The sequence below is a fragment of the Marivirga tractuosa DSM 4126 genome (assembly GCF_000183425.1).
Lineage (GTDB): Bacteria > Bacteroidota > Bacteroidia > Cytophagales > Cyclobacteriaceae > Marivirga > Marivirga tractuosa.
In genome coordinates, this window is record NC_014759.1 from 2,914,052 (window position 1) to 2,927,116 (window position 13,065).

Sequence of the window (13,065 nt, forward strand, 5' to 3'; positions counted from 1 at the left end):
GTTTTACATTATAATATTAAAATACATAAAAATACTACATTCAAGCTGAAAAGCATGGTTTTTGGAGTGACTCGACTGGAAAAATCATTACCTTTGTGGCTTGTTTAAAAATATGTGGACACAACTAGCGCATAACGTAATAAAATATCGACTACCGCTCATCATTATTTTGGTTTTGGTGACCATTTTTATGGGTTATCGTGCCCGAAATGTAGAGTTGGATTATGACTTAGCAAAATTGGTTCCTGAAACGGATCAAGACTATAAAGCTTTAAAAGAATTTGAAGAAAATTTCGGGGTTGATGATAATATCCTTGCTCTTGGAATTAAAGATAGTTCGCTTTACACCCCTCAAAGTTTTGCTAGGCTTCAGTATTTCTCAGAAGCTCTGAAAGATGTAAAAGGAGTAAATAATATTCTGTCTATTGGAAATATACAAAAACTTCAAAAGAATACAGAAGAGCGTAAATTCGAGATGAAGCCCTTAGTGCAGGATTTGCCTGAAGACCAAGCAACACTCGATAGCTTATTACAGGAAATTAAAGAGCAAAAATTCTTTTCATCTCAATTACTGAATAAAGAAAACGGTGCTACTGCTATCATCATCACTTTAGACGAAAAAATATTTAATTCTCCTGAAAGAGAAAGATTAATGTCTGACATCACTCAATTGGGCGATGCTTTTGAAGAAAAGACCGGGATAGAATTACATTATGCAGGACTGCCGTTTGTGCGCTCTACGATGATGAGCAAAGTCCGACAGGAAATAATTCAATTGTTGGTGCTTTCTGTGATCGTAACAGCACTTATTTTGTTAGCTTTTTTCCGCTCATGGGATGCAGTGCTTTTCCCATTATTGGTAATTTTCTCTGTAGTAATTTGGTCTGTGGGGACCCTTGATTTACTCGGTTACAAAATCACGATCTTAACCAGTCTGATTCCAACCATAATAGTCGTCATTGGAATACCAAATAGCATTTACTTACTAAACAAATACCATCAGGAATTTGAGGAGCATGGAAATAAAATAAAAGCCATCAGTACGATTACTAGGAAGATTGGGATAGTAACTTTGATTACTAATTTCACAACTGCTGTTGGATTTTTAGTTTTAGCTTTTACTGAGATTAAGCTATTAACAGAATTTGGTATTGTAGCAGGGATCAACATATTTGCCACTTTTATTGTCAGTATTATTTTAATTCCTGCCGTTTTCTCCTACTTGCCAGAACCTGGGAAAAAGCAGTTGAAGCATATGAACTTCAAAATGACGGATTATGCTTTAAGGTGGCTTAATAAATCTGTCCACTATCACAGAACGATTATTTATTTCTTTACAGTGGTAATTGTAGCTATCGCATTTATTGGCGGTTTCCGATTAAATTCCATAAGCCACATGGTGGATGATTTGCCTAAAGATGGCAAAACTATTCAGGATTTACGTTTTTTTGAGAATAACTTCAGTGGAATAATGCCACTGGAAATAGTAATAGATACTAAGAACAAACGAGGGATTGTACAAAGGAATACGCTTAGGAAAGTGGATGAATTCCAACAGTTTTTGGATAGTATTCCCTCTATTAGTCAGCCCCTTTCTGTGGTAAATATGATAAAAGCTGCTCGTCAAGCGTATTATAATGGCAATCCAGCTTTCTATGATTTACCGAATTCAAGAGATTACAATTTTATCATGCGATATCTTCAACAAGATGAAGATGATATTTCCGTAATGAGTAATTTTACTGATGAGGAGCTCTCGACCATGAGGATTTCATTGAAGATAGCGGATATCGGTTCGGATAAAATGAATGTCCTCTTGGAAGAATCAATCAAACCCCGAATGAATGAAATATTTGAGGGAGATGATTTTGATATTCATATTACGGGTACAACACCTATATTTATTAAGGGGAATGAGTATTTGGTTGAGAATTTAAGGTTTAGTCTTTTAATAGCCTTTGGAATTATTGCTATAGTAATGGGTATCCTTTTCCAAAATATTAGAATGATTGTAATTTCATTAATTCCTAATGTCATTCCATTGTTAATAACCGGTGGTTTGATGGGCTATTTAGGAGTACCACTAAAGCCAAGTACTGTTCTAGTATTTAGTATTGCATTTGGTATTTCTGTGGATGACACTATTCACTTTTTGGCAAAATACAGACAAGAATTGTTTGCCAATAATTTCTTTGTGCCCCTTGCGGTAACCAAAACATTGAAAGAAACTGGCAAAAGTATGATTTATACTTCTGTTGTGCTTTTTGCTGGCTTTATTATTTTTGTGACTTCAAGTTTTGGAGGTACAGTAGCATTGGGAGCTTTAACTTCCACCACACTTTTGGTGGCAATGCTTACCAATTTACTAGTTTTACCTTCTCTCTTGCTCACATTTGATGATGGAAAACGAAGGAAAGGAAGTCATCCATTAATTGAGCAATATGATGACGACTTCTATATGGAAGCTGAAGACGAAGAGATCAATATTAAAAGAATTAAAAAAGCAGAACCTAAAGTTCCTTATAAGCCAGAGGATCAGAAAGAATCATAAAAATGGGTCAATATAAAGAATACAAAAATCTGAATTATGCCGAGCTGGCAGATGAAGTCCTAGAGTTTTGGAATAAGAATGACATTTTCCAGAAATCAATGACTACTCGTGAGGGAAAACCGACTTTTACATTTTATGAAGGGCCACCTTCAGCTAATGGTACTCCTGGTATTCACCACGTGATGGCTCGTGCCGTTAAAGATATTTTCTGCCGCTATAAGACCTTAAAAGGCTTTCAGGTAAAAAGAAAAGGCGGGTGGGATACCCATGGGTTACCTGTTGAATTGCAAGTGGAAAAGGAACTGGGCATCACCAAAGAAGATATTGGCAAGAAAATCACTGTTGCCGAATATAATGATAGATGCAAAAAAGCAGTCATGAAATTCAAAGGCGAATGGGATGACTTGACCCGAAAAATGGGCTATTGGGTAGATTTGGATGATCCTTATATCACCTTCGATCGCAAATACATGGAGACCCTGTGGCATTTGCTGAAGAAATTTCACGATAAAAATTTATTATATAAAGGCTACACTGTTCAGCCCTATTCTCCTGCTGCAGGAACTGGTTTAAGTTCACATGAATTGAATCAGCCTGGTTGCTATCGTGATGTGAAAGACACATCCGTTACGGCTCAATTCACAGTGAAAAAAGATGATAAATCGGCTTTCCTTTTTGAAAGTGAGGAGGAAGATGTTCGCTTTATCGCATGGACTACAACACCATGGACATTGCCTTCTAACTGTGCACTAGCAGTGGGCGAAAAAATTGAGTATGTAAAAGTTAAAACTTTCAATCAATACACTTTCGAGCCAGTATCGGTTGTCTTAGCTAAAGATTTGGTAAGCAAACAATTCAATGCCAAAGCCAAGGATTTAAAACTGGACGACTATAAAGCAGGTGATAAATTAGTTCCTTTTGAGATCGCCCAGACTTTTAAAGGTAAAGATATAGTGGAAACTCGCTATGAACAATTGATGCCTTATGTCACTTCTGAAGATTTAGAGAAAAATGCGTTCCGTGTAATTCCTGGTGATTTCGTAACTACTGAGGATGGTACTGGAATTGTACACACCGCTTCTGTTTTTGGTGCAGATGACTTTAAAGTAGCGCAGCAAAATAACGTCCCTGCCGTAATGGTGAAGGATGAGCAAGGAAAAGATACGCCTTTGGTAGACAAAAAAGGAAGATTTGTTACTGAGGTAACAGATTTTGCTGGCAAGTATGTGAAAGAAGAATATTATGACGATGCCACTCGTAATGATCCTGACTTCAAACCGACTGACGTACTGATTGCCATCAAATTAAAAGAAGATAATAAGGCATTCAAAGTAGAAAAACACGAGCACTCTTATCCGCATTGCTGGAGAACAGATAAGCCGATATTATATTATCCATTGGATTCTTGGTTTATCAAAACAACTGCCATGAAAGATCGATTGGTGGAGCTAAACAAAACCATCAACTGGAAACCGGCTTCAACTGGTGAAGGTCGTTTTGGGAACTGGTTAGAGAACTTAGTAGACTGGAATTTAAGTCGCTCACGTTATTGGGGAACTCCTTTACCAATTTGGGTAACCGAAGACCGTAAAGAGCAGATTTGTATCGGTTCTTTAGAAGAATTAAGAAATGAAGTGAATAAATCTGTGAAAGCAGGTTTTATGGAAGAAGAATTGGCGGAAGATTTCGATTTGCACCGCCCATATGTTGATGATGTGATTTTAACCAGTGAATCTGGTCAGAAAATGTTCCGTGAACCTGATTTGATTGACGTTTGGTTTGATTCAGGTGCTATGCCTTATGCGCAATGGCATTATCCTTTTGAGAATAATGAGACTTTCGATAAAAACTATCCTGCTGATTTCATAGCCGAAGGAGTAGATCAAACCCGTGGTTGGTTCTTTACTTTGCATGCTATTTCAGGAATGTTGTTCGATTCAGTGGCTTACAAAAATGTTATAGCCAACGGTTTAGTGTTGGACAAAGAAGGGAATAAAATGTCCAAAAGATTGGGCAATGCCATCAATCCTTTTGAAACAATAAAGAAATACGGTCCTGATGCCACACGTTGGTATATGATCGCCAATGCTAATCCTTGGGACAACCTGAAATTCAATTTGCAGGGTGTAGAAGAAGTGCAAAGAAAGTTCTTCGGAACCCTTCAAAACACTTATAATTTCTTTGCGCTATATGCCAATTTGGACGGTTTCACTTTCGAAGGCGAAAGCATTCCATTAGAAAAACGAACAGAAAGTGACCGTTGGATTTTATCAAAACTAAATTCCTTAAAGAAAGCAGTTGATGTTGCTTATGATGATTATGAGCCTACCCGTGCTGCTCGCTTAATCCAGGATTTTGTTCAGGATGATGTGAGTAATTGGTATGTGCGGCTAAATCGTAAGCGTTTCTGGAAGGGAGAATACAACGAAGACAAAAAAGCAGCTTATCAGTCGCTTTATGAATGTTTGGAAAGCATCGCCATATTAAGTGCCCCAATTGCTCCTTTCTATATGGATAATTTATTCCAGAGTTTGAATAATATAAGCAACAGGATGGATTTTGAATCTGTGCATTTGGTAGATTTCCCAGTTGCAGATGAGAATATTATTAATAAAGATTTGGAGGAGCGCATGTTCTTGGCGCAACATATCAGTTCATTAACACATTCTATTCGTAAAGCACAGAAAATCAAAGTAAGACAACCTCTACATAAAATATTGGTGCCTGTTTTAAATGATAAAACACGCAAGCAAATTGAAGCAGTGGAGGATTTGATTATCTCCGAGGTGAATGTTAAATCTATTGAGTATATAGATGACGCTTCAGGTGTTTTAGTGAAGAATGTAAAGCCTAACTTCCGAAAACTAGGACAGCATTTTGGACCTAAAATGAAAGCGGTTACTCAAATCATCAACCAGTGGGGACAGGAAGAAATTGCTAAAATTGAGCAGAATGATGCATTCGAAATAGAAGTAGATGGCGAACAGCATACTTTGACTTTGGAGGATGTTGACATCACTTCTCAGGATATTCCGGGCTGGTCCGTTGCATCTGAGGCTGGCATAACTGTTGCTTTAGATATTAGCATAGATGATGATTTAAGAAGGGAAGGCTTTGCTAGAGATTTGGTGAACCGTATCCAAAACCTAAGAAAAGAGAAAGGATTGGAGGTTCAGGATAAAATAGCAGTGGCTGTCAAACAAGGAAATGAATTAGTGGACACAGCCATTTCACAAAACAAAGATTACATTTGTTCCGAAACTCAGGCAGTTTCATTAGATTTGGCTGAAAATTTAACCGAAACCACAGAAATAGAGATAGACGATTTAAGAATTGAGTTGTCCGTAGTGGTGAAAAACCTATAAAAGTGAAATACGCAAAATATTTTTTACTGACTTTCTTTTTAATTGCCCTTGACCAAGCCGTTAAGCTATGGGTTCATACTAATATGGAAATGGGCATAGCCGGGCAAATTGAAGTCTTTGGCGACTGGTTTAAATTATACTATACACTTAATCCAGGAATGGCTTTCGGCATGCAGTTTGGCTCTGAATATGGCAAATTAGGCTTAAGCTTATTCCGCTTGGTCGCTATGTTTTTCATTGCTTACTATCTCTATAAATTAGCTAAAGAAAAAACACACCCGGGTGTTCTCTGGAGTATGGCAGCGGTTTTAGCCGGAGCAATTGGTAACTTAATTGATAGTATTTTCTATGGAGTTTGGTTGGACAATGCACCTTATAACGCCATTTCTCCGTGGTTCCACGGCCAAGTTGTGGATATGTTTTATATTGACATCTGGGAAGGCCGAGTAGCTGACTGGGTGCCGCTTTGGGGAGGAGATTATATTTCCCTCTGGCCAATCTTCAATATTGCAGATGCTGCAATTTTCTGCGGAGTAGCTGTAATTTTGATTTTCCAGAAGAAGTTTTTTAAGGCGGTGAAGCAGGAAGTTGCGGAATAATTTTCTGTAGGCATAATTAGAAATAGTGAAAATTGATAGTGCCTTTTTGTTTTGATATTACCTCAATTACTGCTACATTAGAAAAAGTATTTTATCATAGATAGACAAATAGGAAGAGCACTTATGAGGAAAGTTTTTGAAACAGTAGTAGGGTTAAATCCCAACTTTTCTTTTAGGGGCAAACAGCAAACTAGGATAGAAACTTTTAGCGATGCGGTTTTTGCTTTAGCGATTACACTCTTGGTTCTATCTTCAACTATTCCAGAAACCTTTGAGGATCTATGGGCATCCATGCGCGATGTGATTCCATTCGCCATTTGCGTAGCATTGATCATAGTGATTTGGTACCAGCACTACATATTCTTTTTGAAATACGGTCTCCAAGACAAGGTTACAATTTTGCTCAATACTATCTTATTATTTGTTCTTTTGGTATACGTATACCCATTAAAATTTTTAGCAAGATTTCTATCCGAGATATACGGAGGTATTTTTGGTATAATTGAAACGGACCTCTCACGATTTGGTGAGTACAGCCACCAAAATCTAAAACTATTAATGGTTAATTATGGTTTAGGAGCCTTTGCCATTTTCTTGGTGTTTTCTTTGATGTATTGGAGAGCCTATAAAATGAAATCACTTCTTGATTTAAACAGTTACGAAATATTTGATACCAAAAGCAGTATTATTGCAAATTTATTAATGTGTTCCGTTCCTTTGCTATCGTTAATAATTACGCTCATAGATCCATGGGGCAATTTTAGAACCACGATTTTAAGCGGATTTTTATATTTTCTCTACGTGCCAATAATGATTGTTTTTGGAAGGATTACATCCAAGAAATCCAGGAGGCTTCTCCAGGATTAGTGTGACATCAATTTGAGGATCGGAAAGTTACTCAGTAAACTTCTCTAGCTGCTTAATACACTTCTTCTGCGCTTTAATGATATCTTTATAGATATTCTTATTCTGTTCTGATTCATCAGTTGCCTCATAAGCATTTACGGCTTTTAAGTAATACATTTTGGCATTTAGAGCTAAGTCAATCATCATGTTTACTTCAGCTAGGATATAGAATTCCTTATAACTAGGGTTTTCCTTTTTCTCTATTAACTCAATTACTTTTAATAAAGATGTTTCAGATTTTACTCTGTGCTGTTCGGCAAACTTTAAGGGTAAATCAAAGTCTTTAAATAGCGAAAGATGAGTAGAGGCCTTAGTCTTTAGGTAGAGTGCATTTTCTGGATCTATTTTAAGGGCTTTATTTAAATTTTTTAAGGCTTCTTGTTCTTTGCCTTTCACAAATTGTAAGGCAACACCCTTATAATAATAACCATCAGAAATTTCAGGAGATAACTTAATAACTGTATCTGCATAGGAAGATAAACGATCAAATTCTTTTGTTCTTTCTAATACCTGACATGCCAATAGTGTCAAGGCTAAATTTTCAGGATCATTTTCTAATTCTGCAGTAATTTTATTAAGAGATGGTCTTACCTTGCCTGAATAATATAAAGTTTTAAGCGCTTCATAACTGTTTTTGTTTTCCTCCTTCATTTTCTCCTCTTTACCTAATTTTTATATATTCTAAGAATTAATAAGACCCAAAGCTATTGGGTGAACTGTTTAGCTGAAATGCAAAGGTACAAAACCTATAGCTTATGAAAAGAAAATAATGAATTCTATTATGAATTGATTTTAGGTTAATACTTACTTCATACAATTGATTTTGAAATTGAGGGGTTTTGATTAGAGATGATCGAAATATAATTATTCAGCCGTACCCCTTTCCCTTTCAACTTCTGTAACACTCACTGCAACTGCCCCCTCTTTTGGTAGAATAATCCTTCCCATTTCCTTAGAATAAATAAAAGTAACCTGTGCGCCAAATAATAGAATTAATACAGAATAATAAACCCAAACCAATATAGCTACAAAAGACCCAGCTGCTCCATAAGAATCTGTAAGATTCGCAGTTCCTAAATAGAAGCCTAAAGAAAATTTACCTGCTACAAATAACACGGTGGTTACAAAAGCACCTACCCAAACATCTCTCCATTTAAGTTTAGCATCAGGAAGGACTTTAAATATTATGGCAAAAACTAGGGTAATAAAGCCAAGGGATATGGCAATATTCATGATCTGAATGATGTAAATGGTTGCTCCGTCTAAAATCTCCTTTATATGTGTTTGTATAAATGAGATGACCGTATCTGCTAACAAAGAAACCAAAAGTAGAAAGCCTAAAGCAGCTATCATCGCCAAAGAAAGTAATCTGTTGATTATAAATTTTACAATCCCCTTTTTAGGTTTTGCTTTAATGCTCCAGATGGTATTCAAACTATCTTGTAAAGAAATAAATACTGTAGTGGCACTAAAAAGTAAAGTGCCTATCCCTATTATTTGAAATAAAACACGGTCAGATTGTACTGTGGCAGAGGACAACAGACTATCGATTTGCTCAGAACTAGATTCACCCATTAATTGGTTGATTTGATCCAAAAACTGGGTTCTAACCACATCATCTTCATAGAAATATCCTGCAACAGTAATGGCGACCAGGCCAATAGCAGGTAAGGAAAATATGGTGAAATAAGCAGTTGAAGCACTGTGTTTAAATGGGTTTTCTTCAAAGAATTTAATGCCTGAGTTCTTAAATATTTGAAACCACTTAATTAAAAATTTAGCCATTTTTATAATTCTCGGATTGTTTTATTGAGTAATAAGGCAAACGAGTAGAATAAGAATAAGATTAGTGTAATTAATATCTCGCCATTTATATCACACTCAAATTGTAGTAGAAAAAAGCCGTGGCATTTTTCATAGTAAGTTAACAAAGTAGTTTCTCCCTTAAGGTCTCAGCTGTGGTATTTTGTTGATTTAATCCCTAAAAAATAGCTCGCTTTATAATCTGCACATTTCTAACAGTATCTTGATGCTTTACTTCAATGGTAAGAGTATCTTGTCCAGAAATAGAATTCCGCATATCACAGTATTCTTGCTCATTAAACATGCTTAAGCCATTTACTGACAAAATTTCATCTCCTATTGATAAGTTCGATTTAGTAGCAGGAGAATCTTCCGTTAATGAACTGATCATTATCTTTTTATGCTTCTTAACAAAACGAGTTCCCATCCCAGCAGTTTTACCAAGGAAATTCTGAACAGAATCATTAGGCTCAAGGAAAAGTAGATCATCTTTCCAGCTGATGGTAGTTTTGTATTTTTTGAAAAACCCCAGACCCAATAAATTTAGACTATTAGATTCTGCGCTAATTGGGAAATTATTTATACTATGACCCGAACCCACAAAACTGAGCGTGTCAATTAAATAAATCCTTCCTTCAAATTTTTCATCTACTGCATCGCCTAAACCAGAAGCACCACTACCATAAAACCTTTTTGAATCAAATGATAAGGAATCCTCTATAATGTAATTTTCATCAATACTCAAATTTGAATTACTGCCCAAATCAACTAAAGGGCTTATTATTTGTCCTGATTCAGATAATTTAATAGGTATTCTCAATTGATGTCCAAAAGAGTTTTCCGAAAGTTTGAATTTCAACGCATTTGGAGAAATAGAATCCTTATTGATTTCATCAGAAACAATGATCACGCTCTTTTCAAAATCGATTTGCCAATCAAGATGGCGCATAATTCCAGTACCTATTAAACCATAAGCTTCAAAACATTCTGCATTATAATCTACAGACTTTAGATGAATGTTCTCAAAAGTCAAACTTCCCAATTGAATCTTATCCAGCTTTTTTATTCTTGACCAGAAAAAGTTTCTACTTGCACCTATTCCAAATGAAAAACCATCATTCTCTAGTTCAATATCTGAATCTTCCTTATTAAAGATTATGTTACTTGCCCCACTATCTAGAATAAAAGGATATGTTGTCGTATCGTCTTCTAGGCTTACATCTATTAAAATATGCCCTGAATTTGAATAGTAAAAGGGAATTGTATCATTATGATTTTCATTCACTATTTCAGCATGTCCTAACTTTTCAAAATTAGAATACATCAAGTAGATAAATGAAATGAATAGAAGTAGCAAGACTGCGAATGAAATCGCAAAAATTTTAAGGCCTTTTTTTATCATTTTTTACTAAAATCTTGTAATTATGGTTCGTTTTGAAAGGATGTTTAAAGTGAAAACAGTTGAATCAAATATTGATCAAAACTATTCATACTGTTGAAATAAAAAAACTCTTAAGTGATGAATTAAAAATATTTACCTAATTTTTATTAACTTATAGAGACAAAAAAGGAACTTATGAAAACCCACACCTCGTCATTTGTATTGTTTTTATTGATTTTCACTTCAGGCACCTTTCCGAATAAAACTGATTTCTCAGGTAAGCTTAATATGAAAATTAAGGGGGAAAGTTACACTTTTGATGCTATGAAGCGATCTGATTCCCGGCTATCTTTTCAAGACAAAGGCATTGCAGTTTACATCGTAAATCCGAAAGGTGAAGGTACCATAGCAGAAATCACTATACTTTCAAATAGTATTTATGATATGAAATCACATAGATATGAATTAGGAACAAAGAAACAGAAGCCTAAAACGATGATGGATATCTATAATAAAGATTCGAGCAAAAATAAGGATATTCTCAATTTCAAATTCCGAAGAATTGACCAAATGGATCAAGAAGAGTATTTTGAATTATCAAAAGGAACCGTTAATCTTGATTATGACGATGAAGCAGGCTACTTTAAGATCTCTTTTGTCGGAGAAGATAAGAATGGCATTTCAATATCTGGGCTTTTAGAACTAGACAATCCGTATGTAATAGACAGAAGAGATTGAAACTATTGCTGAATTAAAATCTTGTCTTTTATATATCCTTTCTGAAAATACTCGATGGCTTAATTGATTTTTTACTTTGATAATAGATCCAAATCCAAATAATGGCAATTAGGTGAGCAACAATGGCTAGAGTCGATCCTTCGAAACCAAAGGCACCACCATTTAGCAACGTTTCCTGATGAATTTTAAACTCAATTAAAGAGTAAGAAGAGCTTCCACTTACATTAAATCCTAACAAAGATTGAAAGAAATTCCAGCTAAAGTGGAGTGCAATAGGGAACATAAGATTTCTCCTATAGAGGTATGGTAAACCCAATAATACTCCCGCTAAAAATAAGTTAGTAAATCCTGTGAAACTAGTATTCGGATTAAAACCGTGCATTAAAGAGAATAGCAAGGAAGAGATAATTAATGCCAGAAAAGGAGGGAAAGAAAGCATGAAGTTTTTCAGTACATAGCCTCTAAACAAGACTTCTTCTGCTATTGCCACCATGATGAAAAGCAAAAGCATTAAGAATAATTCCCCTGGATCAAAATGGAATTTTTGAAAATTTATTTCTCCTAGAATTAATAATATAAGAAAGCCTAATCCCATAATGAGCAGTCCGAGTCCCAAACCTAAAAACAAATCTGAAGTTCTGTTTTTAAAGCTTAACCCTATGGAAGTTGGATGTTCTTTATCCACAAAACGGACAAATAGCCAAACAGTAAAAAGGGTAGTAATCAAAAAAGAAAAAACAGTAAGAAGACTTCTCTCTATAGTTCTTGTAGCATCAAATTTAAAAAGCTCAATTCCTACAATTTCCCCTATCAAATATTGAAAAAATAATAAGGTAATACAAAATGGGATGATGATTCCTAAGACTCGTAACCATCCATTATGGTTCATTTTGGTGGTTCTCATTTATTTAGGCTTTCTAATTATTCATAAGCAATTTTAAGGGATCCTGCTTCAACAACTTAGTAGTCTTTTCATACAGAACCGGACTATAAGCTTTCAAGGCTTTGGGCCTTTCAAAAAAGTTCTCAAGGAGAACTGCAAAAAACTCATGATGATCAATAGCAGCAGCAGATCTAAACATCGAAGTATCTCCTTCTTTTACTTTAAACATTTCAAATTCAGCAAGGTCATAATATTTCTTCCATAAATTCTGATCTAAAAAACCATACTCATAATTGGAAATTCTGTTTTCGAGATGAATGGCATGGGCTAATTCATGTATACCTAAATTCACACCATCCGATTCATTTGCTATGCCTTCTACCAGGTTCTTCCATGACAGAACTATAATCCCAAATCGAGGATTCACCTCGCCTTTGTGATATTGTTTATTAATAGTAGAATAGTAATTATCTGGATAGATTAGAATCTTCTTAAAGTGTGCAAGATATACACGAGGAAGCCCAAAAGTTATTTGAACAGACAAAGCAGCCACCACTACTTTCATTTCTTCTGTTACTTCCTCCATCCCTCTAGAAACGAACTTTTTAGCGCTAATGAACTGACTCACTCGCCACATAAACTCTTTCTGATATTGCAATTTCAGTTGCCTAAAATATGGAGAATACTTTTTGAGCTTCCTTACTTGTTCCTGATTAAGACGGCCGAGGCCGAAAATTCCGAAATAGTTTAAGGTTGCTTTTATCACATCCCTCACTGCCTTCAACATTAAAAGGACGATTAATAACGGAAAAGATAAAGCAATTGCTAAAAATATATAA

10 protein-coding genes are annotated in these 13,065 nt (G+C 35.3%); 5 read left to right on the top strand and 5 right to left on the bottom strand.

What is annotated here, in order from left to right; translation table 11 throughout:
- Nucleotides 1–112: 112 nt before the first annotated feature.
- The 4 genes from FTRAC_RS12320 to FTRAC_RS12335 all read left to right on the top strand — a co-directional run bounded on the left by FTRAC_RS12320 (nucleotide 113) and on the right by FTRAC_RS12335 (nucleotide 7,382).
- Nucleotides 113–2,551: an efflux RND transporter permease subunit gene (locus FTRAC_RS12320; protein WP_013454585.1), complete on the top strand. Its 2,439-nt coding sequence runs from the start codon at nucleotides 113–115 to the stop codon at nucleotides 2,549–2,551.
- 2 nt (nucleotides 2,552–2,553) lie between these two features.
- A complete protein-coding gene (ileS, locus tag FTRAC_RS12325) occupies nucleotides 2,554–5,916 on the top strand; it encodes an isoleucine--tRNA ligase (RefSeq protein WP_013454586.1) in 3,363 nt (1,120 codons plus the stop codon).
- A gap of 2 nt (nucleotides 5,917–5,918) precedes the next feature.
- The gene (locus FTRAC_RS12330; RefSeq protein WP_013454587.1) at nucleotides 5,919–6,515 is read left to right on the top strand and encodes a lipoprotein signal peptidase; all 597 of its coding nucleotides are present in this window, start codon (nucleotides 5,919–5,921) and stop codon (nucleotides 6,513–6,515) included.
- Nucleotides 6,516–6,638: 123 nt separating this feature from the next.
- Nucleotides 6,639–7,382 (top strand): TMEM175 family protein, encoded by a 744-nt coding sequence (locus tag FTRAC_RS12335; RefSeq protein ID WP_013454588.1) that lies wholly within the window; start codon nucleotides 6,639–6,641, stop codon nucleotides 7,380–7,382.
- A 27-nt stretch (nucleotides 7,383–7,409) separates the two neighbouring features.
- On the opposite strand, the gene FTRAC_RS12340 is transcribed toward FTRAC_RS12335, so the two are convergent.
- The 3 genes from FTRAC_RS12340 to FTRAC_RS12350 all read right to left on the bottom strand — a co-directional run bounded on the left by FTRAC_RS12340 (nucleotide 7,410) and on the right by FTRAC_RS12350 (nucleotide 10,626).
- A complete protein-coding gene (locus FTRAC_RS12340) occupies nucleotides 7,410–8,072 on the bottom strand; it encodes a hypothetical protein (protein WP_013454589.1) in 663 nt (220 codons plus the stop codon).
- Between the two features lie 213 nt (nucleotides 8,073–8,285).
- Entirely contained in the window at nucleotides 8,286–9,206 is a 921-nt protein-coding gene (locus FTRAC_RS12345) for a YihY/virulence factor BrkB family protein (RefSeq protein WP_013454590.1), read from the bottom strand.
- Between the two features lie 196 nt (nucleotides 9,207–9,402).
- A complete protein-coding gene (locus FTRAC_RS12350; protein ID WP_013454591.1) occupies nucleotides 9,403–10,626 on the bottom strand; it encodes a PDZ domain-containing protein in 1,224 nt (407 codons plus the stop codon).
- A gap of 174 nt (nucleotides 10,627–10,800) precedes the next feature.
- On the opposite strand from FTRAC_RS12350, the gene FTRAC_RS12355 reads away from it, so the two are divergent.
- A complete protein-coding gene (locus tag FTRAC_RS12355; protein WP_013454592.1) occupies nucleotides 10,801–11,343 on the top strand; it encodes a hypothetical protein in 543 nt (180 codons plus the stop codon).
- 28 nt (nucleotides 11,344–11,371) lie between these two features.
- Here FTRAC_RS12355 and FTRAC_RS12360 read toward each other — a convergent pair whose 3' ends face one another.
- On the bottom strand, nucleotides 11,372–12,247 hold the full coding sequence (locus FTRAC_RS12360; protein WP_013454593.1) for a CPBP family intramembrane glutamic endopeptidase: 876 nt from the start codon (nucleotides 12,245–12,247) through the stop codon (nucleotides 11,372–11,374).
- A 13-nt stretch (nucleotides 12,248–12,260) separates the two neighbouring features.
- The gene (locus tag FTRAC_RS12365; RefSeq protein WP_013454594.1) at nucleotides 12,261–13,013 is read right to left on the bottom strand and encodes a zinc-dependent peptidase; all 753 of its coding nucleotides are present in this window, start codon (nucleotides 13,011–13,013) and stop codon (nucleotides 12,261–12,263) included.
- Between the last annotated feature and the right edge of the window lie 52 nt (nucleotides 13,014–13,065).

Excerpts from the sequence above, each read along its gene's own strand:
- FTRAC_RS12320 (WP_013454585.1), top strand. The coding sequence starts at position 113 with ATGTGGACACAACTAGCGCATAACGTAATAAAATATCGACTACCGCTC.
- ileS (WP_013454586.1), top strand. The coding sequence starts at position 2,554 with ATGGGTCAATATAAAGAATACAAAAATCTGAATTATGCCGAGCTGGCA.
- FTRAC_RS12335 (WP_013454588.1), top strand. The coding sequence starts at position 6,639 with ATGAGGAAAGTTTTTGAAACAGTAGTAGGGTTAAATCCCAACTTTTCT.
- FTRAC_RS12340 (WP_013454589.1), bottom strand. The coding sequence starts at position 8,072 with ATGAAGGAGGAAAACAAAAACAGTTATGAAGCGCTTAAAACTTTATAT.
- FTRAC_RS12345 (WP_013454590.1), bottom strand. The coding sequence starts at position 9,206 with ATGGCTAAATTTTTAATTAAGTGGTTTCAAATATTTAAGAACTCAGGC.
- FTRAC_RS12350 (WP_013454591.1), bottom strand. The coding sequence starts at position 10,626 with ATGATAAAAAAAGGCCTTAAAATTTTTGCGATTTCATTCGCAGTCTTG.
- FTRAC_RS12355 (WP_013454592.1), top strand. The coding sequence starts at position 10,801 with ATGAAAACCCACACCTCGTCATTTGTATTGTTTTTATTGATTTTCACT.
- FTRAC_RS12360 (WP_013454593.1), bottom strand. The coding sequence starts at position 12,247 with ATGAGAACCACCAAAATGAACCATAATGGATGGTTACGAGTCTTAGGA.
- FTRAC_RS12365 (WP_013454594.1), bottom strand. The coding sequence starts at position 13,013 with ATGTTGAAGGCAGTGAGGGATGTGATAAAAGCAACCTTAAACTATTTC.